Origin of the sequence: Streptomyces sp. NPDC021562, assembly GCF_040640875.1 — a bacterium.
In the GTDB taxonomy this organism is placed as follows: domain Bacteria; phylum Actinomycetota; class Actinomycetes; order Streptomycetales; family Streptomycetaceae; genus Streptomyces.
This window is the reverse complement of record NZ_JBFACN010000001.1, coordinates 489,726-510,891: the sequence shown is the minus strand read 5'-3', so window position 1 is coordinate 510,891 and position 21,166 is coordinate 489,726. Positions and strand designations below refer to the sequence as shown.

The window sequence follows — 21,166 nt, the reverse complement described above, 5'->3', positions numbered from 1 at the left end:
GCGTGACGCACACCACCCGTCTCACTATTCAGAATAGTTTGGTCCGCATCGCGGACGATGGTGGACTGGCCGGAGATCCGCGTGACACGCTTCCGTCATGTCTGGAACTGGAATCGCCTTGGTGAGTCGGCGGCACGTCGACCTCGGCCGCATGTCCAGCGCCATCTGTCCGGCGGGCTGAGAGCACAGCACCGCCGCCCCCTCCTGCCCAGACACCGGGGCCTGCGCAGCGCCGCGCGGGCCTTCCCGTGCGCCCGTACGCGCAGGTCAGAGCCGCTTCCCGCCGGTCCCGAAGGACGTTCAACCATGGCCGCCACCCCGCAGAACCCTGCCGCCTCCGGGCCCCGCCGCAAGGTGAGCCGTCACCGCGGCGAGGGACAGTGGGCTATGGGTCACCACACCCCGCTCAACGGCAACGAACAGTTCAAGAAGGACGACGACGGTCTCAATGTGCGGACACGCATTGAGACGATCTACTCCAAGCGCGGCTTCGACTCGATCGACCCCAACGACCTGCGCGGCCGGATGCGCTGGTGGGGCCTGTACACCCAGCGCAAGCCCGGAATCGACGGCGGCAAGACCGCCGTCCTGGAGCCGGAGGAGCTGGACGACAAGTACTTCATGCTGCGGGTGCGGATCGACGGCGGCCGGCTCACCACCCAGCAGCTGCGGGTGATCGGCGAGATCTCGCAGGAGTTCGCGCGGGGCAGCGCGGACATCACCGACCGGCAGAACATCCAGCTGCACTGGATCCGCATCGAGGACGTCCCGGAGATCTGGAACCGGCTGGAGGCGGTCGGCCTGTCCACCACCGAGGCGTGCGGCGACTGCCCGCGGGTGGTGATCGGTTCGCCGGTCGCCGGCATCGCCGAGGACGAGATCATCGACGGCAGCTGGGCCATCGACGAGATCCACGACCGGTACATCGGCAGCAAGGAGTTCTCCAACCTGCCGCGCAAGTTCAAGACGGCGATCTCCGGCTCCCCGCTCCTGGACGTCGTGCACGAGATCAACGACGTGGCGTTCGTCGGCGTCGAGCACCCCGAGCACGGCCCCGGCTTCGACCTGTGGGTGGGCGGCGGCCTCTCCACCAACCCGAAGATCGGCGTCCGGCTCGGCGCCTGGGTGCCGTTGGCGGAGGTCCCCGAGGTCTGGGCCGGCGTGGTCGGCATCTTCCGCGACTACGGCTACCGGCGGCTGCGCACCCGCGCCCGCCTGAAGTTCCTGGTCGCCGACTGGGGTCCGGAGAAGTTCCGCCAGGTGCTCCAGGACGAGTACCTCGAGCGCGCGCTCGTCGACGGCCCCGCGCCCGCCGAGCCCGTCTCCCGCTGGCGGGACCACGTCGGTGTGCACCGGCAGCGGGACGGCAACTTCTACGTCGGGTTCGCGCCGCGCGTCGGCCGCGTGGACGGCGCCACCCTGGCGAAGATCGCGGACCTGGCCGAGGCGCACGGCTCGGGCCGGGTGCGCACCACCGTCGAGCAGAAGATGATCGTCCTCGACGTCGCCGAGGACCAGGTGGAGTCACTGGTCGAGGCGCTGGAGGCGCTGGACCTGACCGCCAAGCCGTCCCCGTTCCGGCGCGGCACCATGGCCTGCACCGGCATCGAGTACTGCAAGCTCGCCATCGTCGAGACCAAGCAGCGCGGCAGCGCCCTGATCGACGAACTGGAGCGCCGGCTCCCGGACTTCGACGAGCCGCTCACCATCAACCTCAACGGCTGCCCGAACGCCTGCGCCCGTATCCAGGTGGCGGACATCGGTCTCAAGGGCCAGCTGGTCCTCGACGACCAGGGCAACCAGGTGGAGGGCTACCAGGTGCACCTCGGCGGTGCGCTGGGCCTGGAGGCCGGTTTCGGCCGCAAGGTCCGTGGTCTCAAGGTGACCTCCGAGGAACTGCCGGACTACGTCGAGCGGGTGCTCAGGCGCTTCCAGGCGGAGCGCGAGGACGGCGAGCGGTTCGCCACCTGGGCGTCCCGCGCCGGCGAGGAGGCCCTCTCATGAGCGAGCGGGCCGCCCCCTTCTACTGCCCCTACTGCGGCGACGAGGACCTGCGTCCCAGCGACGAGGGCCACGGCGCCTGGGAATGCGCGGCCTGCAACCGCGCATTCCAGCTGAAGTTCCTCGGGCTGCTCGCCCGGGGGCTGAAGCACTCCGAAGCTGGAGGGGAACACATATGACCACGACTCAGGAAGACCGCACGACGGACGAGTTGAAGGCGCTGGCCGAGCAGGCCGGGCGCGATCTCGAAGACGCCTCCGCCCTGGAGATCCTCCAGTGGGCGGTGGACACCTTCGGCAAGGGCTTCTGCGTGACCTCCTCCATGGAGGACGCGGTGGTGGCCCACCTGGCGTCCCGCGTCCAGAAGGGCGTGGACGTCGTCTTCCTCGACACCGGCTACCACTTCCCGGAGACGATCGGCACCCGGGACGCGGTCGAGGCCGTGATGGACGTCAACGTCATCACCCTCACCCCGCGTCAGACGGTCGCCGAGCAGGACGCGGAGTACGGCCCGAAGCTGCACGACCGCGACCCCGACCTGTGCTGCAGGCTCCGTAAGGTCCAGCCGCTGGAACAGGGCCTGACGAAGTACGCGGCCTGGGCGACCGGACTGCGCCGCGACGAGTCCCCGACCCGGGCGGGCACCCCGGTCGTCGGCTGGGACGAGAAGCGCCGGAAGGTCAAGATCTCGCCGATCGCCCGCTGGACCCAGGACGACGTGGACGCGTACGTCGCCGAACACGGCGTGCTGACCAACCCGCTGCTGATGGACGGCTACGCCTCCGTCGGCTGCGCCCCCTGCACCCGCCGGGTGCTGGAGGGCGAGGACGCGCGCGCCGGCCGCTGGGCGGGCCGTGCCAAGACCGAGTGCGGACTGCACGGATGACCGCGCATGCCACCCAGGCGAACACGGAGGAGTTGCACGTGACGACCGGAGCCACCGTCTGGCTCACGGGTCTGCCGAGTGCCGGCAAGACCACCATCGCGTACGAGCTGGCGAACCGGCTGCGCGCGGAGGGCCACCTCGTCGAGGTGCTCGACGGCGACGAGATCCGCGAGTTCATCTCGGCGGGCCTCGGCTTCACCCGGGAGGACCGGCACACCAACGTGCAGCGCATCGGCTTCGTCGCCGAACTCCTCGCCCGCAACGGCGTCAAGGCCCTGGTGCCGGTGATCGCGCCCTACGCGGACAGCCGGGACGCGGTACGCAAGCGCCATGCGGGGAACGGCACCGCCTACGTCGAGGTGCATGTGGCGACCCCGGTCGAGGTGTGCTCGGTACGCGACGTGAAGGGGCTGTACGCCAAGCAGGCCGCCGGTGAACTCACCGGTCTCACCGGCGTCGACGACCCGTACGAGGAGCCCGAGACGCCCGATCTGCGGATCGAGTCGCAGCACCAGACCGTGCAGGAGTCCGCCGCGAGCGTGTACGCCCTGCTCAGCGAGAGGGGACTGGCATGACGGCGACCGTGGCGACCCACGGGGAGGGCACGGACACCCCGTACGCCCTGTCCCACCTGGACGCGCTGGAGTCCGAGGCGGTCCACATCTTCCGTGAGGTGGCGGGCGAGTTCGAGCGGCCGGTGATCCTGTTCTCCGGCGGCAAGGACTCCATCCTGATGCTGCACCTGGCCCTGAAGGCGTTCGCACCCGCGCCGGTCCCCTTCTCCCTGCTGCACGTGGACACCGGGCACAACTTCCCCGAGGTCCTGGAGTACCGCGACCGCACAGTGGCCCGGCACGGGCTGCGGCTGCACGTGGCCTCCGTGCAGGACTACATCGACCGCGGTGTGCTGCGCGAACGCCCCGACGGCACCCGCAACCCGCTGCAGACGCTGCCGCTCACCGAGAAGATCCAGAGCGAGCGCTTCGACGCCGTCTTCGGCGGCGGCCGCCGCGACGAGGAGAAGGCCCGCGCCAAGGAACGCGTGTTCTCGCTGCGCGACGAGTTCTCCCAGTGGGACCCGCGCCGCCAGCGCCCCGAGCTGTGGAACCTCTACAACGGCCGGCACGCACCCGGCGAGCACGTCCGCGTCTTCCCGCTGTCCAACTGGACGGAACTGGACGTCTGGCAGTACATCGCCCGCGAGGGCATCGAGCTGCCGGAGATCTACTTCGCGCACGAGCGTGAGGTGTTCCAGCGGGCCGGCATGTGGCTGACGGCCGGCGAGTGGGGCGGTCCGAAGGACGGCGAGCGCGTCGAGAAGCGCCAGGTCCGCTACCGGACCGTCGGCGACATGTCCTGCACCGGCGCCGTGGACTCCGACGCGACGACGCTGGACGCCGTGATCGCCGAGATCGCCGCGTCCCGGCTGACCGAGCGCGGCGCCACCCGCGCCGACGACAAGCTCTCCGAGGCCGCGATGGAAGACCGCAAGCGCGAGGGGTACTTCTAGACATGAGCACGACCACCACGGAACTCGGTCTGGACGAGACCACCCTGCTGCGGTTCGCGACCGCCGGCTCGGTGGACGACGGCAAGTCCACCCTCGTCGGACGGCTGCTGCACGACTCCAAGTCGGTCCTCACCGACCAGCTGGAGGCCGTCGAGCGGGCCTCCGCCAGCCGCGGCCAGGACGCCCCGGACCTGGCGCTGCTCACCGACGGGCTGCGCGCCGAGCGCGAGCAGGGCATCACCATCGACGTGGCCTACCGGTACTTCGCCACCCCGAAGCGCCGGTTCATCCTCGCCGACACACCGGGCCACGTGCAGTACACCCGCAACATGGTCACCGGCGCCTCCACCGCCGAGCTGACCGTGATCCTGGTCGACGCCCGCAACGGCGTGGTCGAGCAGACCCGCCGGCACGCCGCGATCGCCGCCCTGCTGCGCGTCCCGCACGTCGTGCTCGCCGTCAACAAGATGGACCTGGTCGGCTACCAGGAGCCGATCTTCGCGGGGATCGCCGAGGAGTTCACGGCGTACGCGACCGAGCTGGGCGTCCCCGAGGTCACCGCGATCCCGATCTCGGCGCTCGTCGGCGACAACGTCGTGGAACCCTCCGCGAACATGGACTGGTACGGCGGCCCGACCGTCCTGGAGCACCTGGAGACCGTCCCGGTCAGCCACGACCTGGCGCACTGCCACGCCCGGCTGCCCGTGCAGTACGTGATCCGCCCCCAGAGCGCGGACCACCCCGACTACCGGGGCTACGCCGGACAGATCGCGGCCGGCACGTTCCGGGTCGGCGAGGAGGTCACGGTGCTGCCGTCGGGCCGTACGACGACGATCTCCGGCATCGACCTGCTCGGCCGGCCGGTCGACACGGCGTGGACGACCCAGTCGGTGACCCTGCTGCTCACGGACGACATCGACGTCTCGCGCGGCGATCTGATCGTGCCGACCAAGGACGCCCCGCCGACCACCCAGGACGTCGAGGCGACCGTCTGCCACGTCGCCGACGCGGCGCTGACCGTCGGCCACCGGGTGCTGCTCAAGCACGGCACCCGCACGGTCAAGGCGATCGTCAAGGACATCCCGTCCCGGCTCACCCTCGACGACCTGTCCCTGCACCCGCACCCGGGCCGGCTCGTCGCCAACGACATCGGCCGGGTGAAGATCCGTACCGCCGAGCCGCTGCCGGTCGACTCCTACGCCGACTCGCGCCGCACCGGCTCGTTCATCCTGATCGACCCCGCCGACGGCACCACGCTCACCGCGGGCATGGTCGGCGAGTCGTTCGCGTCCCCCGAGCCCGTCAAGGACGAGCCCGAAGACGACGGCTGGGACTTCTGACATGCAGACGACCGACGTCTACTCGACGTTCGCGAAGGAGGGCGGCCGCGTCGGCAGCGGTGCCCTCGGCAGCGGGCAGGGCGGGGTGGCGCGATGTGCGTGCTGACGTACGCGCACTGCCTGCGCGCCCTGGCCCCCCACCCGACGTCCCGGATGCGACGAAGACCTGCCGACCTCCCGGCCACGACCTGAAAGACCGTGACCGCCGGGCCAACGAGAGGAAAGCCTCCCGTGCCTGCCAATCGCTCCAAGCTCCTTCGCCGCGGCATCGCCGTGGCCGCCGCGCTCCCCTTGCTCACGCTCGCCGCCTGCGGCTACGGGTCGAAGTCCACGACCGACAACGCCAAGGAGAAGGTCTCCGCCGGCTCGTCCAAGATCGACGGCCTCGACTCGGTCAAGATCGGTTACTTCGGCAACCTCACCCACGGGACCGCGCTCGTCGCCCGTCAGCAGGGTTACTTCCAGAAGCAGCTGGGTGCCACCAAGGCGGCGTACCAGATCTTCAACGCCGGCCCCTCGGAGATCGAGGCCCTGAACTCCGGCTCCATCGACATCGGCTGGATCGGCCCGTCCCCGTCGATCAACGGCTACACCAAGTCGAACGGCAAGAGCCTGAAGATCATCGGCGGTTCGGCCTCCGGCGGCGTCAAGCTCGTCGTGAACCCGAAGAAGATCAAGTCCCTGAAGGACGTCAAGGGCAAGAAGATCGCGACGCCGCAGCTGGGCAACACGCAGGACGTGGCGTTCCTCAACTGGATCGCCGACCAGGGCTGGAAGGTCGACGCCAACACCGGCAAGGGCGACGTGTCGGTGGTCCGCACCGACAACAAGATCACCCCCGACGCCTACAAGTCCGGTGCCATCGATGGCGCCTGGGTGCCCGAGCCGACCGCTTCCAAGCTGGTCGCCGAGGGCGCGAAGGTGCTGCTCGACGAGTCGACGCTGTGGCCGGACAAGAAGTTCGTGATCACGAACATCATCGTGCGGCAGCAGTTCCTCAAGGACCACCCGAAGGCCGTCGAGGCGGTGCTGAAGGCCTCGGTCGAGGCCAACAAGTGGATCAACGCCAACCCCGACCAGGCCAAGGCGGTGGCGAACAAGCAGCTGGAGGCCGACTCCGGCAAGGCGCTGAAGGCGAACGTCCTGGATCCGGCGTGGAAGTCGATCCAGTTCACCGACGACCCGCTGGCCGCCACCCTCAACACCGAGGCGGAGCACGCCGTCAAGGCCGGCCTGCTGCAGAAGCCGGACCTGAAGGGGATCTACGACCTGACGATCCTCAACAAGGTCCTCAAGGCCGACGGTGACGCCACCGTCTCCGACGCCGGTCTCGGCAGCAGCTGACGGACCCCGACGAGATCCCAGGAGGTGATGACCATGGCCACGACCCTCGCCCAGGCAGACGAGACCGTCGAGTACGCGGCGCGGCTCGAACACGTCTCCAAGTCCTTCGCCGGACCGGGTGGGCAGCAGCTCGTCCTGGACGACATCAGCCTCGATGTCGCGCCGGGCGAGTTCGTCACCCTCCTGGGGGCCTCGGGCTGCGGCAAGTCCACGCTGCTGAACCTGGTGGCCGGCCTGGACGCGCCGAGCACCGGTGCCATCGCGACGGACGGCCGCCCGGCCCTGATGTTCCAGGAGCACGCCCTCTTCCCGTGGCTGACCGCGGGCAAGAACATCGAACTCGCCCTCAGGCTGCGCGGCGTCCCGAAGCCCGAGCGGCGCGGCAAGGCCGAGGAACTGCTCGAACTCGTCCGGCTGAAGGGCGCGTACGGCAAGCGCGTGCACGAGCTGTCGGGCGGTATGCGGCAGCGGGTGGCGCTGGCGCGGGCACTCGGCCAGGAGAGCAACCTGCTGCTGATGGACGAGCCGTTCGCGGCCCTCGACGCCATCACGCGGGACGTGCTGCACGACGAACTGACCCGGATCTGGGCGGAGACCGGGGTGTCCGTCCTGTTCGTCACGCACAACGTGCGCGAGGCGGTGCGGCTGGCCCAGCGGGTCGTCCTGCTGTCGTCCCGGCCGGGCCGGATCGCCCGCGAGTGGACGGTCGGCATCCCGCAGCCGCGTCGCATCGAGGACGCGCCCGTGGCCGAACTGTCCCTTGAGATCACCGACGTACTGCGGGGGGAGATCCGCCGTCATGGCCAGCACTGAGACCACGCCGACCCAGGATGCCGGGAGTGTCGAGGCAGGCCTCGACGCCCTGGAGACCTCGGTCGCCGGACGGCCGCCCTTCAGCCAGACCCTCCGGAACAAGATCCTGCCGCCGGTCATCGCCGTCGCGGTGGTGCTGGTCGCCTGGACCCTGCTCTACCCGGTCGTCGACGACCCGTCGAAGCTGCCCTCCCCCGCCGACGTCTGGAGCGCGGTCGAGGACCAGTGGGTCAAGGGGACCCTGCTCAGCTACATCTGGGGCAGCGTCTCCCGCGGTCTGCTGGGCTTCCTGCTCGCGCTGGTGATCGGCACACCGCTGGGCCTGGTGGTGGCGCGGGTGAAGTTCGTCCGCGCGGCCTTCGGCCCGATCCTGTCCGGTCTGCAGTCGCTGCCCTCGGTCGCCTGGGTCGCGCCGGCGGTCATCTGGCTGGGGCTGAACAACTCGGTGATGTTCACGGTGATCCTGCTGGGTGCCGTGCCCTCCATCGCCAACGGTCTGGTGTCGGGCGTCGACCAGGTGCCCCCGCTGTTCCTGCGGGCGGGCCGTACCCTGGGCGCCACGGGCCTGCGCGGCACCTGGCACATCGTGATGCCGGCCGCGCTGCCCGGCTACGTGGCCGGTCTGAAGCAGGGCTGGGCGTTCTCCTGGCGTTCGCTGATGGCCGCCGAGATCATCGCCCAGTCGCCGGACATGGGCATGGGACTCGGTCAGCTGCTCGAGGTGGGCCGTACCAACAGCGACATGCCGACGGTCTTCCTGGCCATCCTGCTCATCCTGTTCGTCGGCATCGCCATCGACCTGCTGATCTTCAGCCCGCTGGAGCGCTGGGTGCTGCGCAGCCGCGGTCTGCTGGTGAAGAGCTGAGGTCCGGCCATGCGAAGGAAGCCGGTGCGCCCCGTCCTCGTGGTGATCGCCCACGGCAGCCGTGATCCGCGGCACGCGGCGACCGTGCACGCCCTGGTGGAGCGGGTGCGGTCGCTGCGGCCCGGGCTGCGCGTGGAGACCGGCTTCCTGGACTTCAACATCCCGTCCGTGCACGGTGTCCTGGAGTCACTGGCGGCGCAGGGCGTCCGGGACGTCGTCGCCCTGCCCCTCCTGCTCACCCGCGCGTTCCACGCGAAGGCCGACATCCCGGCCGTCCTGCGGGACGCGCCGCCGCGGCTGCGGATCCGGCAGGCCGACGTGCTGGGCCCGTCCCCACTGCTGCTCTCGGCCCTGGAACGGCGGCTGTACGAGGCGGGGCTGAGCCCCGCCGACAAGGCCTCCACAGGGGTCGTCCTGGCCTCGGCGGGGTCCAGCGACCCGGAGGCGATCGCGGTGATCGGGGACCTCGCGCGGGAGTGGCGGGGCACCGGCTGGTGCGCCGTGCGGCCCGCGTTCGCCTCCGCCGCCCTCCCCCGCACCGAGGACGCGGTACGCGAACTCAGGGACCTGGGCTGCGCCCGGGTGGCCGTGGCCCCGTACGTCCTCGCGCCCGGCTTCCTGCCCGACCGGATCGCCCGTGGCGCGGTCGAGGCGGACGTGCTGGCCGAGGTGCTGGGTCCGGCGCCGGAGGTGGCGCGCGTGCTTGTCCAGCGGTACGACGCGGCCCGCCTGCCCGCGCTGGCGGCCGTGGGGGCCTGACGGTCGGTGTTCGCGGTCCGGCGCTCCCCTGTCCCGTCGGACCGCGAACAGTCGGTCCACGGCGGGCCGCCCTCGCGGGCACTGGCCGCCGTGGCCGACTCTTCCTACTGCGTCGTGCGGGGCGAACGTGTCACACCTGGGGCATTACCGGTTCGGTTCCCAACGACTTGTCCTCATGGGGTTGTTGACCCGGTCGTCGCGGTCACCGTGGCCGCGGGGCCGACACCGGCCGCGGTGACGGCGGCGACGGTCACGGTGTAGCGGGTGCCGGGCCGCAGTCCGCCGATCACCCGGAACATGCCCTTGGCGGACGGCTGGGTGACCAGGACGTCCCGCCCGGTGACGTCGACGGGGGCGCGGCCGTCCGAGACGGTGACCCGGTAGCCGGTCACCCTGGCGTCGCCGGTGTCGGTGGGCGGGGTCCAGGCGAGGGTGGCCGCGGTGGCCGCCGTGCGCAGCTTCGGACCGGTCGGCGCGGCCGGGAGGGTGTGCGCGGCGGTCGGGGCCAGCGGTGCGGAGGCGAGTGAGGGGGCGCTCTCGCCGTGGGCGTTGCGGGCGGTGACCGTCACGGTGACGGGGGTCGCGGGGGCGCCGAGGCGGATCAGGGCGGTCCGCTTGAACTCGGCGGCGGAGACGCTCGCCTCGCCGACCTGGCGGCCTGCCGTGTCGTAGGCCCGGGCGGTGTAGCCCGTCACCGGTGCGCCCCCGTCCGCGAAGGTGGGGTTGAAGGTGACCCAGAGCGCGTCGGCACCGGCGGTGCCGGTCCCGACTCGGGAGGGCGCCTCGGGAACGGAGACGGCGCCGATCCGGCGGTCGAGCAGGTGCCGGTAGGCGGGTTCGAGTCCGGCGGCGTCCAGTACGGCCGTCGGCACATCGGAGAGCCCTGCCATGATCTGGTTGCCGGTGGTGACCAGGCCCTTGTTGTCGCCGTCGGCCGTGCCCTCCTCCCACCAGTTGTCCTTGACCAGGGTGGGGTCGTTGTTGCCGAGGCCGTCGCGGTAGTCGGTGTGCCGGGAGGCGACGTTGGCGTAGGAGGCGCGGTAGAGGACGTTGCCCTCGACGGTCTCGTAGGTGCAGCCGTTGTCGGTGTAGACGCTCTTGCCGAGGCCCCACTGGTCGTGGATGACGTTGCCGGTGACCTTCTCGCCGTCGGCCAGGGAGGTGCCGGTCAGGCCCTGGGTGTAGACGCCGCCGCCGTCGTCGAGCATCTGCATGTAGTCGTGGATCAGGTTGTTCCGTACGGCGTTGTCGTGGCTGGGGTTCGCGGTGGCCGGGTCGCCGATCTTGTCGGGCCAGCCGCCCCAGCCCAGGGAGACGGCCGAGTAGCCGACGTGGTCGATCTGGTTGTGGGCGATGGTGTCGTGCTGCGTGTAGCCGTTGAGGATCGCCACCCCGCCGTGGTATTCGCGGGGCAGCCCGTAGAGGTGGTTGTCGGTCACCTGGACGCCGGAGGCGGGCGTCTGCCCGTCGACCCCGCCGATCTCGACGCCGTTGCCGGAGATGTCGGTGAAGATGCTTCCGCTGACCGTGGAGTCCGCCGAGCCCGCCCCCAGGTCGAGGCCGGACGCGCCGAGGTGGGCGAAGACGTCGTCGGCGAAGCCGATGCGCTGCCCGTACGCGAACGACACGTTGCCGGGCATCTTCGTCCAGGACGCGAAGGGGCAGGTGCCGCCCTCGACGTACTGGCACAGCCCCTGGGTGGCCCAGCCCCGGTCCCCGGTGACGGTGTAGCCGGCCTGGATCTCGGAGAAGCCCTCCGGGCCGCTCGGCGTCAGCCAGGTCGCGTAGCCGAACTCGATGTCGCGGAAGACGATGTCGTGCACGGGCGCGTCCGCCGTGCCCCGTCCCTCGACCAGTTTCTCGGCGGCCGCCGCCTCGACGTCGGCGCGGGACAGGCGCTCGCCCTCGCGGGGCAGGTAGTAGACCCGGTGTGCGCTCTTGTCGAGGTACCACTCACCGGGCTGGTCGAGCAGTTCGTAGGCGTTCTCGACGTACGACGGCTTGCCGCCGTCGGTGAGCTTCCCGGGGCCGACCATGCTGACGGTGCGGCCGGGGATGTCGGGGAACTCCACGCGTCTGTTGGAGTTGTCCCAGCACGGCTGGGTCATGGTGATCGTGGTTCCCTCGGCGGCGGCGACCCGGCAGCGCGGCTCGGTCCACTGCCCGAGTCCGTTGCGTTCCACGTTCCACAGCGCCTCGCCGCTGGTGTACACGAACTCGGCGTCGGCGGGGTGCTTCCAGTGGGCGATCGTGTCGGAGGACGCGGTGTAACCGGTGGCGGTCTGGGTGAGGGTGACCGGGACGGCCCCGCGGGCGCGTTGGGCGCGCACCCCGTCGACGTACAACTGCCGGGTGTCGGTGAGCCCTCGGGGGGCCGGCGCGGACCACAGCCCGGGGCGGCCCGGCACCCGCCGCCAGCCGGTGACCCGGCGGCCGCCGCTGATCAGGGTGGCGTCGCCGGTGCCCTGCCAGATCACCCGGTGGCCGTTGCCGCCGGAGTCACGGGCGTCCAGGACCAGGGGCCCGGTGCGGCGGTAGGTGCCCGGGGCGAGGTGCACGGTGAGGTCGGTGCGCAGTCCGGCGACCCTGGCCCGGACCAGGTCGCGGGCGCGGTCGAGGGTGCGGACGGGGCTGCGTGCGGTGCCGGCGGCGTGGTCGTCGCCGACGGGTGAGACGTAGACGTCGGAGGAGGCCTTGGCCGGGGCCCCGGTCTCGGCTCCGGCCGTGGCGGCGAGGCCCGGGGTGCCGAGGGCGAGCGCGGCGGCGACGAGGGTGACGAGGGCGGCTCTTCGGTGCGTGGGCATGTGCCCCTCCCGTGGGGTCAGCCTGGAACCAACCCCGGGAAAGGTAGGAGCATTTGGATGCCTCGGTCAATGAAAATGACGGGATTGCTCACAGCGACTCGGACAAGTCCCTTGATTCATTGGACCAGTGGCGCCGTGGCGGCGGGCGTCAGCCGGTCAGCTCGACCAGTTTGAGGACGGTGTTCCAGTTCCGCGTGGTGGCGATCAGCCCCTTGTTGACCCGGGACCGGGACAGCGCCTCCGCCAGCTTGGAGCGGCCGAGTCCGTCCGGGGCGTACAGGTACAGCGCCCGGTCCCCGAGGCGGAACTCCTCCGGGAGGTGGACGGCCGGGTCGATGCCCGCGTAGCGCTCCGCGGCGACCGGCCCGGAGAAGTAGGTGACGTGCAGCTGCCTGGCCTCCAGCTCGGCGGCCGGGAAGGGGCAGGCCTCGGCGACCGCCTTCAGATAGGCGTGGTCACGGACCAGCACGTCGACGGAGAAGCCGAACCGCTCCTCGATCGCCCCGGTCAGCTCCGCCGCCAGGAAGTCCGCGTCCCCACGGGCGGAGGTGAAGACGGCCTGCCCGCTCTGCAGGTAGGTCTGGACGCGGTCGTGGCCCAGCCCGGTCATCAGTCCGCGCAGTTCGGCCATCGGGAGCTTCTTCTTGCCGCCCACGTTGATCCCGCGCAACAGCGCCGCATAGGTCGTCATTCGAACACCTTAGAACGGCCGTCGTGACCCTGATCGGCATCCCCGAGACAGACCGACAGATGTAAGGGCCCCCCATCCTCCTCGGCGACGAGAGAGCGTCACGCCACTTCACCGGACAGCACGAGGAGCCGGCCTTTCCGGGCCCATACCTTCGAAGCGGACGCAGGACATGCGGCACAAGGTGACGGCGGGGGCCGTCACCGCACACGAGGGGGAGATTCCGTCATGGATCCCGTCAAGGGGCAGGGAGAGACGCGGGTGCGGGGCCTGGCCGCCCGGGCCGGCGGCTGGAGCGCGAGGCACCGCTGGGCCGCCGTCGGCATATGGGTGCTGTTCGTCGTCCTGGCGATGGGGCTGGGCTCGGGGGCCGGCCGGGTCGACGTCGACGAGAGCGACCAGCTCAAGGGCGAGACGCACACCGCCGCGCGGATCATCGACGACGCGGGGATCAAGGAGCCGGCCGGCGAGACGGTGCTGATCCAGGCGAAGGACGGCTCGCTCAAGGCCACGGACGGCGATTTCAGGGCCGCCGTCGCGGACGTCGTGAAGGCCGTCGAGGGCACCGGCGAGGTCACGGACGTCACCTCCCCCTACGACACCCGGACCATCTCGAAGGACGGCCGCAGCGCGCTGGTCCAGTTCGACATGCGCGGCGACGCCAAGACCGCGGGCGACCGGGTCGAGCCGGTGCTGAACGCCGTCAAGGGGGTGCAGAAGGCGCACGGCTCGCTGCGGATCGAGGAGATCGGCGGCGCCAGCATGAACAAGCAGTACTCCGACGCCTTCGGCAAGGACTTCCAGCGGGCCGAGTACTCCGCCGTCCCGGTGGCCTTCGGCATCCTGCTGATCGCCTTCGGAGCCCTGGTGGCCGCGCTGCTCCCCGTCGGCCTGGCGATCACCGCGATCATGGCGACGATGGGCCTGATGGGGCTGGTCAGCCATCTGCAGCCGATGAGCGACACCGCCAACTCCGTGATGCTGCTGGTCGGCATGGCGGTCGGCGTCGACTACTGCCTCTTCTACCTGCGCCGGGAACGCGAGGAGCGGGACGCCGGCCGGGACGCGGGAGCCGCGCTGCGGATCGCCGCCGCCACCAGCGGCCGGGCGATCATCGTGTCCGGTGTGACGGTGTGCGTGGCGATGGCGGGCATGCTGTTCACCGGGCTCGCCCAGTTCGAGGCGATGGGCCTGGCCTCCCTGATGGTCGTCGCGGTCGCCATGGTCGGTTCCGTGACCGTGCTGCCCGCGCTGCTCTCCCTGCTGGGCGAGCGGGTCGAAAAGGGCCGGATCCCCTTCCTGCGCCGCCGCGGACGCCGGAGCGGCCCCGGCGAGAGCCGCTTCTGGACGGCCGTGCTGCGCGGTGTGCTCGCCCGGCCGCTGGTCTCCGTGGTCGTCGCGGTCGGCGCGCTGCTCGCCGTCGCCGCGCCCGCCCTCGGCATGAAGACCTCGCAGCTCACCCTGGACCAGGAGTTCGGCCACTCACTGCCGATCGTCGGCACCTACGACCGCTTGAACCAGGCCTTCCCGGGCGGTTCCGAGCCCGCCGAGGTGGTCGTCAGGGCCAAGGACATCAACGCCCCCGAGGTGAGGCAGGCGCTGACCGACTTCCGGGAGCGGGCGATCAGCTCGGGCGCCTCGCGCGGCCCGGTCGACATCAAGCTGCACGACGACGCGAACGTGGCCCTGATATCCGTGCCGCTGGTGGGCGGCTCCGACCTGGACAAGGCCGGCCGGAGCCTGGAGAAGCTGCGCGACGAGGTACGGCCCGCCACCCTCGGCAAGGTCGACTTCGTGCAGGCGCCGATCACCGGGAACGTCGCGGGCAACGAGGACTTCAACGACCAGCTGATGGGCTCGGTGGTCCCGGTCTTCGCCTTCGTGGTCGTCTTCGCCTTCCTCCTGATGCTGCTGTCGTTCCGCTCGCTGACGGTCGCGGTCACCTCGATCGTCCTCAACCTGCTCTCGGTGGGCGCCGCCTACGGCATCCTCGTCGCCGTCTTCCAGCACGGCTGGGGTGCCTCCCTGGTCGGAGCGGAGGGCGTCGGCGCGATCGTCACCTGGCTGCCGCTGTTCCTCTTCGTGATCCTGTTCGGCCTGTCCATGGACTACCACGTCTTCGTGGTCTCCCGGATCCGCGAGGCCCGGCTGCGCGGCCGCTCCACCGAGGACGCCATCCAGCACGGGGTGGTCACCACCGCCGGAGTCGTCACCAGCGCCGCCGTCATCATGGTCGCCGTCTTCGCGATCTTCGGCACGCTGTCCATGCAGTCCATGAAGCAGATGGGCGTGGGCCTTGCGGCGGCCGTCCTCATCGACGCGACGGTCATCCGGGGCGTGCTGCTGCCGGCGGTGATGGCACTGCTCGGTGAGCGCAACTGGTACCTGCCGAACTGGCTGCGGTGGCTGCCGGACCTGTCCCACGACGAGTCGCCGGAGCCGGTGCCGGTGCCGACGGCCCGGGGCGACCAGGACCGGCTGCCGGTCTGAGCACCGCCCCCCGGCCAAGGGCCCGTCGGCTTCCGGAGCCGACGGGCCCGACCCGTCGACCACGGCCGGGTGCGCGCACGCGGTCCGGCCTCCGTGGATGCGAGACTGGCCGCCGGACGACGGGCGCGCGCGGACGCGCGGACGCGGGAACGGGAGGCGGACGGTGGACGAGGCAAGGGCGCGGGACGTGCTGGCCGCGGCGGACGTGCTGCCCGGCGCGGTGGCCGGTGCCTCGCTGCTGGCCCTGGGCGAGAACGCGGTGTTCGGCGCCGGGGACCTGGTGGTGAAGGTCGGCCGGGACGCCGAGCTGCTGGACCGGGCCCGGCGCGAGCTGGAGATCGCCGGCTGGCTGGCGGAGGCCGGGGTGCCGGCCGTACGGGCCGCCGAACCGAAGGCACGGCTCGTCGAGGGCCACCCGGTGACGGTGTGGCACCGGCTGCCGGATCCGGTGCGGGCGGCCGAGCCGCGCGACCTGGCCGAGCTGCTGCGGACCGTGCACGCCCTGCCCTCGCCGCCCTTCGGACTGCCGCCCCGCGAGCTGCTGGGCGGAGTGGAGCGCTGGCTGCGGCTCGCCGGCGACGCGATCGACCCCGCCGACGCGGCCTACCTCCGGGAACGCCGGGACGGTTTCGCGGCGGCCGCGGCCGCGCTGACACCGCGTCTGACGCCGGGCCCGATCCACGGGGACGCGCTCCCCCGCAACGTGCACGTCGGCCCGGACGGCCCGGTCCTGGTCGACCTGGAGACCTTCTCCGCGGACCTGCGCGAGCACGACCTCGTGGTGATGGCGCTGTCGCGGGACCGGTACGGCCTGCCGCCCGAGGCCTACGACTCCTTCACCGAGACCTACGGTTGGGACGTGCGGGAGTGGGAGGGCTGCCCGGTGCTCCGCGGAGCCCGGGAGACGGCGAGCTGCGCATGGGTGGCCCAGCACGCCCCGACCAACCCCAAGGCACGGGCGGAATTCGACCGCCGGGTGACGTCGCTACGGGAGGGCGACGAGTCGGTACGCTGGTACCCCTTTTGAGGAGCGCCCCTTCGGGGCGCTGGAGGTACCCCCGGCCGAAGGCTGGGGGAGGAACTGCGCGAAGAACCCCCACCGGCCCGCGGCCGACAAGCCACGTGACCCGTCACTCACACGACGTCGGCCAGCTCCCGCAGGGGCCACGCCCCGTCCACCACCGCGTCGGCCTCCCCCTTGCCCCGCAAGAACCCCTGGAAGTCCGCCGCCCACTGCGCGTACCACTCCACCTGACGCCGGTGCAGCTCCGCCGGTCCCAGGGCCGCGATCTTCGGGTGGCGCTCGGCTATCGCCCCGGCCAGCCGGGCCGCGGCGAGCGCGTCGGCCGAGGCGTTGTGCGCGGCGGTGAGGGTGATGCCGTACTCGGCGCAGACCGCTTCCAGGTTGCGCTTGCCGCGGCGGTAGCGGTCCACCCAGCGGTCGATGGTGTACGGGTCGACGACCGGTGCCGGGTCGAGGCCGCCGAGGCGGTCACTGAGGGACGGCAGTCCGTGCCGGCGCAGTTCCGCCGAGAGCAGGGTGAGGTCGAAGGTCGCGTTGTAGGCGACGACCGGGACGCCCGTCTTCCAGTAGCCGGTGAGGACGTTCGCGAGGGCGTCGGCGACCTGGTCGGCCGGTCCCCCCTCGGCCGTGGCCCGTTCGTTGCTGATGCCGTGCACCGCCACCGCGTCCGCCGGGATCTCCACGCCCGGATCCGCCAGCCATTCCCGGCGGCCCAGCTCCTGCCCGGCCCTGACCTCGATCACGGCCCCCGTGACGATCCGCGCCTCGCGTGGATCGGTACCCGTCGTCTCCAGGTCGAAGCCGATCAGGAGCTCCTGGTGCCAGCCCATGGGCGGCCCCCCTTCTTGGTGGTGCTTTCCCCCAGTGGTCTCCACCCTCGCATGCGCCACTGACAATCAGGGGACCGCGTTCCGGTCACCGGCGCGCGGCTGCCCTCGGCCCCCGTCAGGACACCGGACGCGAATCCGCCCAAGCCATCTCGAACTCCTCGCGATAGGTGGGGAAGAGACCCGTTTCCACCAGCTCGTCCGACTTGACCACCTTGTTGCCGTTGCGCAGCACGAGCACCGGCGACTCCATCCCGCGGGCGCCGCGCAGGTAGGACTGGATGATCGCGACGCCGTCGGCGCCGTCGCCGTCCACCAGGTAGGCGGAGAACCGGGGAGTGTCGTCGTACACCTGGATCTCGAAGGCGCCGGGGTCGCGCAGCCGGGAGCGGACCCGGCGCATGTGGAGGATGTTCATCTCCACCGAACGGGCCAGTTCGCCCCGCTTCATCCCCAGTTCGCGCTCGCGGCGCTTGACGGCGCTGGACGCCGGGTTGAGGAAGAGCAGGCGGATCCGGCAGCCGGTCTCCGCGAGGCGGACCAGGCGGCGGCCGGAGAAGTTCTGCACGAGCAGGTTGAGGCCGATGCCGGTGGCGTCCAGCCGGCGGGCGGCGCCGAAGAGGTCCTCGGCCGGGAACTGGCGCATCAGGCGCACCCGGTCGGGGTGGACCGCGACGACGTCCGCGTACCGGTCGCCGACGAGGTCCTCGACCGCGTCCACCGGCAGCCGGCGCGCGGAGGGCACGTCGCCGCCGGCGCCGAGCCTCTCCAGGAGCCGGGCGGAGGCGCGTTCGGCCTGGTCGAGGACGGCACCGGACAGGGCGCGGTTGCGGGAGACGACGTTGCGGGTCACCTCCAGCTCGTCGAGGGCGAGTTCGACGTCCCGGCGCTCGTCGAAGTACGGCTCGAAGCAGGGCCAGTGCTGGACCATCAGCTCGCGCAGCTGCGGCAGGGTGAGGAAGCTGAGCACGTTGTCGTCGGCGGGGTCGAGGAGGTAGCCCTTGCGGCGGCTGACCTCACGGACCGCGACCGCCCGCTGGACCCACTCCTGGCCGGCCGGACCGGCCGCGGCGACCACCCACTCGTCGCCGTGGACGGGTTCGTAGACGGGCCGCAGCACGGCGGCCACGACGGCGCGCATCCGCTGTTCGACGAGGTTCAGCCAGATGTAGGCGCGGCCCGCCCGTTGGGCGCGCGTACGCACCTCCAGCCAGGCGTCGGCGTCCCACTCCAGCTCCGGCCCGATGGAACCCGTGGCGTCCATCGGCCGGGCCAGGGACACCGCGCCGGGCGGGACGTCTGTGGAGTTCCCCTCGTGACCCTCGTCACCAGGGGGCAGCTCCAGGCCTCCCGAGCCCACCCGTGCACCGCCTTCCGCTCCCCCGAGCTCTCCCCATGCCAACGATCAAGGAAGGGTACTCCGGGAGTGGTCGGCGGTGCAGCCGGATGGACAGGTCGTTTCTCAACTACCGTTTCCCGGCTGACCGTTCTGATCGGCGAGGGCGGCCGGAGTGAGCGGATTCATAGCGGTCACGTCACGCGGGGCGATGGAGAAGCCCTGCCAGTGGACCGGCATCGGCTGCTGGTCCTCGTCGCGCGCGATGTGGTGGAAACCGACGTTCACCCAGACCACGGGGTTGGTGAGGGTCTGCCCGTCGACCCACTGGTCGACGTTCTTGGGGTGGCCGTTCGCGCAGCCCGGGTTGTTGCTGGCGAACTGCTCGCACGCGTTGTACTGGGTGAAGTAGACGTCGTGCTTGGTGAAACCGTGACCCGGGTACTTGTTGGTGGCGCCCTGGACGATCTCGTACGAACGGGCGTGGCCGTCCTTGTTCTTGCCGGCCGTGCTCACCACGCGCCACCAGCGCATGTTCTTGGAGTCGCCGGCGAGTTCCTTGGTGACGCTGGTGCGGGTGGTCCTGTTGGTCGGCGCCTCCTGTCCGCGCGCCGGTGCGCTGACCACCGAGTCGTACTGTTCGACACGGCTCTTGGAGGAGCCGTCGAGGTCGAAGTCCAGCTTCCAGAACACGTTGTGGCTGTGGCTGGTGGCGTAGGCATGGGCGCCCTTGCCGATCGGCCAGCCGCGGCCGTCACCGGCGTCGTAGTCACCCGGCGAGAGGCTGCCGGTGGCGCCGACGTTCATGTTGATCGTGCCGTCGTCCTGGAAGCGCCACTCGGTCATGTACTCGTACCAGCCGACCTTGTTGACGCTGTAGACCAGCAGGTCCTTGCCCTGCTGCTGGTACACCCGGTTGCCGGTGTCGGCCTGCATCCGGTACGCGTGGCCGCGGGAACGGGTGGTGGTGCACAGGCCGTTGACGTTCGGGTGCGTCGGGTCCCACGCGTCGGGCACCTTGACGCTCTTGATGGTGCCGCCGGGGCACTCGGCCGGGGCCAGCGGCATCAGGCCCTGGGCGAAGCCGAAGCCGGTCAGGTCGTCGTACTCGACGCTGCCGTCGTCGTAGGGGACGTCGATCTGGGCGAGGCGGGCGCTGGAGAGGACCTTGATGGGGGCGGCCTCGCCCTTGGGCTGGTAGGAGATGTGCTCCAGGACCAGCCCGGCCTTGCTGTCGTAGCGCCAGCACATCCGCCAGGTGGTGCCGGTGGAGAGCTTCTGCTCGATGCGGTAGGCGGCGGAGCAGTCGGCGGCCGCCGCCGCGGCCGCCCTGGGCTGGGCGGCGGCCGGTCCGGCCGCCGTGGTGGCGCCGGCCGCCAGCGCGGCGGCGGACAGGCCCACGGCGGCCGTCCTGCGGGCACGGCGGATTCTGTTCGGGTGCATGACGAGGTGACTCCTGGTACGGGAGATGCCGAGTGGGAGGGTGAACGGGGAGCCGGGCTCAGCGGCCGAGCTTCACGACCTTGCGCGCGCTCAGGTCGACGACGAACGACCTGGCGTCGATCCACGGCCCGTTCTTCACCTTGGGGAAGAGCCGCACGCAGCGGTGTTCGCCGCACTTGTCGAGTGCGGCCGGCTGGGCGCCGGGGACGGCGCGGTAGACCGCGCTGTTCAGCAGCAGCTGCCGCTCGGGGTCGGTCAGCCGCTGACCGGTGGCGTCCTTGAAGTCCGCCTTCAGGCCGGCGCCGAGCGGGTCGGCGATCAGCAGTTCGAGGGCCGCGACGTTCTCGTCGTGGCTGAGCGGCGGCTGGACGCCCCGCCGGGTGGTGGTCCGCTCGACCTTGCCGGAGGCGAGGTCGACGGTCCGGGTGACGAGGCTGTCGTCGCGGTAGTCGTAGAACGTGGCGTCCGCGCGCCGTGGTGCGTGCGCGCTGTCCAGTTCCTCCGCGTCCGGCTCGGCGAGGTCGACGCTGAGCCGCTGCGGGCCGCGGCGGCCCTCGACGTTCTCGCCGGCGTCGAGCATCTGCCGGCTCAGGGCGAGCTGTTCGACGCGCCAGGTCTCGTCGTCGGTCAGCGGGTCACTGCCCGTGCCCTTCGCGCCCTCGGCGGGCGCCTGTTCCACCACGCCGCCCTTGACGGCGTCCTGCCCCTGGCCCGCCTGCTGCGCGGCGACCGCCCCGGTCCTGTCGCGCCCCTGTGGTTCGTCGGCCCCCGCCGTCCCCGGCAGGGTGATCCCGACCATCACGGCGGTCCCCGCCACCGCCAGTCCCGCACCGGCCACCACCTTGCCCAGATGGCGGTGCACTATGTCGCGCACATCTTCCCCCTACTCCCCCTTGGTCATCGGGAGTACGTGTCTGCCCCACTGGTTCGGCACACTTCGCCCCATGGAGCACTGTGTGCACTGGTCGCCGGGTAAGAGGGACGTAAGTCAGGAGGGGTTCCATTACTTTCGGGCAGACTCATGACCAAGGCGCCC

General features: G+C 71.3%; 18 protein-coding genes and 1 pseudogene. 13 read left to right on the top strand and 6 right to left on the bottom strand.

Annotation, left to right across the window (positions count from 1 at the left end; all coding sequences use genetic code 11):
* Window positions 1–97 precede the first annotated feature (97 nt).
* From AB0G52_RS02335 to AB0G52_RS02285, 11 genes and pseudogenes are all read left to right on the top strand, one after another.
* Complete coding sequence (locus AB0G52_RS02335) at window positions 98–181, top strand: putative leader peptide (protein WP_309500612.1); 84 nt, start codon at window positions 98–100, stop codon at window positions 179–181.
* Window positions 182–248: 67 nt separating this feature from the next.
* Window positions 249–2,004, top strand: a pseudogene (locus tag AB0G52_RS02330) (nitrite/sulfite reductase).
* Window positions 2,001–2,180, top strand: coding sequence for a hypothetical protein (locus tag AB0G52_RS02325; protein WP_132890059.1), 180 nt, complete (start codon window positions 2,001–2,003; stop codon window positions 2,178–2,180). The pseudogene AB0G52_RS02330 and the gene AB0G52_RS02325 overlap by 4 nt, the downstream one beginning before the upstream one ends.
* Window positions 2,177–2,887: a phosphoadenylyl-sulfate reductase gene (locus AB0G52_RS02320; protein ID WP_132890060.1), complete on the top strand. Its 711-nt coding sequence runs from the start codon at window positions 2,177–2,179 to the stop codon at window positions 2,885–2,887. Before AB0G52_RS02325 ends, AB0G52_RS02320 begins: the two co-directional genes overlap by 4 nt.
* A complete protein-coding gene (cysC, locus tag AB0G52_RS02315) occupies window positions 2,884–3,462 on the top strand; it encodes an adenylyl-sulfate kinase (RefSeq protein ID WP_361332906.1) in 579 nt (192 codons plus the stop codon). The genes AB0G52_RS02320 and cysC overlap by 4 nt, the downstream gene beginning before the upstream one ends.
* Window positions 3,459–4,397, top strand: a complete 939-nt coding sequence (cysD, locus tag AB0G52_RS02310) for a sulfate adenylyltransferase subunit CysD (RefSeq protein WP_361332903.1) — start codon at window positions 3,459–3,461, stop codon at window positions 4,395–4,397. Before cysC ends, cysD begins: the two co-directional genes overlap by 4 nt.
* A gap of 2 nt (window positions 4,398–4,399) precedes the next feature.
* Window positions 4,400–5,737, top strand: a complete 1,338-nt coding sequence (locus AB0G52_RS02305; protein WP_361332900.1) for a GTP-binding protein — start codon at window positions 4,400–4,402, stop codon at window positions 5,735–5,737.
* 231 nt (window positions 5,738–5,968) lie between these two features.
* Window positions 5,969–7,081, top strand: coding sequence for an aliphatic sulfonate ABC transporter substrate-binding protein (locus AB0G52_RS02300; RefSeq protein WP_132890065.1), 1,113 nt, complete (start codon window positions 5,969–5,971; stop codon window positions 7,079–7,081).
* 33 nt (window positions 7,082–7,114) lie between these two features.
* Entirely contained in the window at window positions 7,115–7,894 is a 780-nt protein-coding gene (locus tag AB0G52_RS02295; RefSeq protein WP_132890066.1) for an ABC transporter ATP-binding protein, read from the top strand.
* Window positions 7,881–8,759 (top strand): ABC transporter permease, encoded by an 879-nt coding sequence (locus tag AB0G52_RS02290; protein ID WP_132890067.1) that lies wholly within the window; start codon window positions 7,881–7,883, stop codon window positions 8,757–8,759. Before AB0G52_RS02295 ends, AB0G52_RS02290 begins: the two co-directional genes overlap by 14 nt.
* 9 nt (window positions 8,760–8,768) lie before the next feature.
* Entirely contained in the window at window positions 8,769–9,518 is a 750-nt protein-coding gene (locus tag AB0G52_RS02285; RefSeq protein ID WP_361332896.1) for a sirohydrochlorin chelatase, read from the top strand.
* 173 nt (window positions 9,519–9,691) lie between these two features.
* On the opposite strand, the gene AB0G52_RS02280 is transcribed toward AB0G52_RS02285, so the two are convergent.
* Window positions 9,692–12,322: a fibronectin type III domain-containing protein gene (locus AB0G52_RS02280; RefSeq protein WP_361332893.1), complete on the bottom strand. Its 2,631-nt coding sequence runs from the start codon at window positions 12,320–12,322 to the stop codon at window positions 9,692–9,694.
* 148 nt (window positions 12,323–12,470) lie between these two features.
* Entirely contained in the window at window positions 12,471–13,013 is a 543-nt protein-coding gene (locus AB0G52_RS02275) for a DUF1697 domain-containing protein (protein WP_132890070.1), read from the bottom strand.
* A gap of 225 nt (window positions 13,014–13,238) precedes the next feature.
* On the opposite strand from AB0G52_RS02275, the gene AB0G52_RS02270 reads away from it, so the two are divergent.
* Both AB0G52_RS02270 and AB0G52_RS02265 read left to right on the top strand, forming a co-directional pair.
* A complete protein-coding gene (locus AB0G52_RS02270) occupies window positions 13,239–15,500 on the top strand; it encodes an MMPL family transporter (RefSeq protein ID WP_361332890.1) in 2,262 nt (753 codons plus the stop codon).
* 163 nt (window positions 15,501–15,663) lie between these two features.
* Window positions 15,664–16,527 carry an aminoglycoside phosphotransferase family protein gene (locus tag AB0G52_RS02265; RefSeq protein ID WP_361332887.1) on the top strand — a complete coding sequence of 288 codons (864 nt, stop codon included), beginning with the start codon at window positions 15,664–15,666 and terminating at the stop codon, window positions 16,525–16,527.
* 107 nt (window positions 16,528–16,634) lie between these two features.
* On the opposite strand, the gene AB0G52_RS02260 is transcribed toward AB0G52_RS02265, so the two are convergent.
* The 4 genes from AB0G52_RS02260 to AB0G52_RS02245 form a co-directional block, all read right to left on the bottom strand.
* Entirely contained in the window at window positions 16,635–17,354 is a 720-nt protein-coding gene (locus AB0G52_RS02260; protein ID WP_132890073.1) for a 3'-5' exonuclease, read from the bottom strand.
* 115 nt (window positions 17,355–17,469) lie between these two features.
* Window positions 17,470–18,711: an SAV2148 family HEPN domain-containing protein gene (locus tag AB0G52_RS02255; protein WP_361332883.1), complete on the bottom strand. Its 1,242-nt coding sequence runs from the start codon at window positions 18,709–18,711 to the stop codon at window positions 17,470–17,472.
* A 102-nt stretch (window positions 18,712–18,813) separates the two neighbouring features.
* A complete protein-coding gene (locus AB0G52_RS02250) occupies window positions 18,814–20,130 on the bottom strand; it encodes a copper amine oxidase (protein WP_361332880.1) in 1,317 nt (438 codons plus the stop codon).
* 58 nt (window positions 20,131–20,188) lie between these two features.
* Window positions 20,189–21,004 (bottom strand): Tat pathway signal sequence domain protein, encoded by an 816-nt coding sequence (locus AB0G52_RS02245; protein ID WP_361332877.1) that lies wholly within the window; start codon window positions 21,002–21,004, stop codon window positions 20,189–20,191.
* Between the last annotated feature and the right edge of the window lie 162 nt (window positions 21,005–21,166).

Bases quoted from the DNA above. Each gene is read 5' to 3' on its own strand.
- AB0G52_RS02335 (WP_309500612.1), top strand. From the start codon at position 98: ATGTCTGGAACTGGAATCGCCTTGGTGAGTCGGCGGCACGTCGACCTC.
- AB0G52_RS02325 (WP_132890059.1), top strand. From the start codon at position 2,001: ATGAGCGAGCGGGCCGCCCCCTTCTACTGCCCCTACTGCGGCGACGAG.
- AB0G52_RS02320 (WP_132890060.1), top strand. From the start codon at position 2,177: ATGACCACGACTCAGGAAGACCGCACGACGGACGAGTTGAAGGCGCTG.
- cysC (WP_361332906.1), top strand. From the start codon at position 2,884: ATGACCGCGCATGCCACCCAGGCGAACACGGAGGAGTTGCACGTGACG.
- cysD (WP_361332903.1), top strand. From the start codon at position 3,459: ATGACGGCGACCGTGGCGACCCACGGGGAGGGCACGGACACCCCGTAC.
- AB0G52_RS02305 (WP_361332900.1), top strand. From the start codon at position 4,400: ATGAGCACGACCACCACGGAACTCGGTCTGGACGAGACCACCCTGCTG.
- AB0G52_RS02295 (WP_132890066.1), top strand. From the start codon at position 7,115: ATGGCCACGACCCTCGCCCAGGCAGACGAGACCGTCGAGTACGCGGCG.
- AB0G52_RS02290 (WP_132890067.1), top strand. From the start codon at position 7,881: ATGGCCAGCACTGAGACCACGCCGACCCAGGATGCCGGGAGTGTCGAG.
- AB0G52_RS02285 (WP_361332896.1), top strand. From the start codon at position 8,769: ATGCGAAGGAAGCCGGTGCGCCCCGTCCTCGTGGTGATCGCCCACGGC.
- AB0G52_RS02280 (WP_361332893.1), bottom strand. From the start codon at position 12,322: ATGCCCACGCACCGAAGAGCCGCCCTCGTCACCCTCGTCGCCGCCGCG.
- AB0G52_RS02275 (WP_132890070.1), bottom strand. From the start codon at position 13,013: ATGACGACCTATGCGGCGCTGTTGCGCGGGATCAACGTGGGCGGCAAG.
- AB0G52_RS02270 (WP_361332890.1), top strand. From the start codon at position 13,239: ATGGATCCCGTCAAGGGGCAGGGAGAGACGCGGGTGCGGGGCCTGGCC.
- AB0G52_RS02260 (WP_132890073.1), bottom strand. From the start codon at position 17,354: ATGGGCTGGCACCAGGAGCTCCTGATCGGCTTCGACCTGGAGACGACG.
- AB0G52_RS02250 (WP_361332880.1), bottom strand. From the start codon at position 20,130: ATGCACCCGAACAGAATCCGCCGTGCCCGCAGGACGGCCGCCGTGGGC.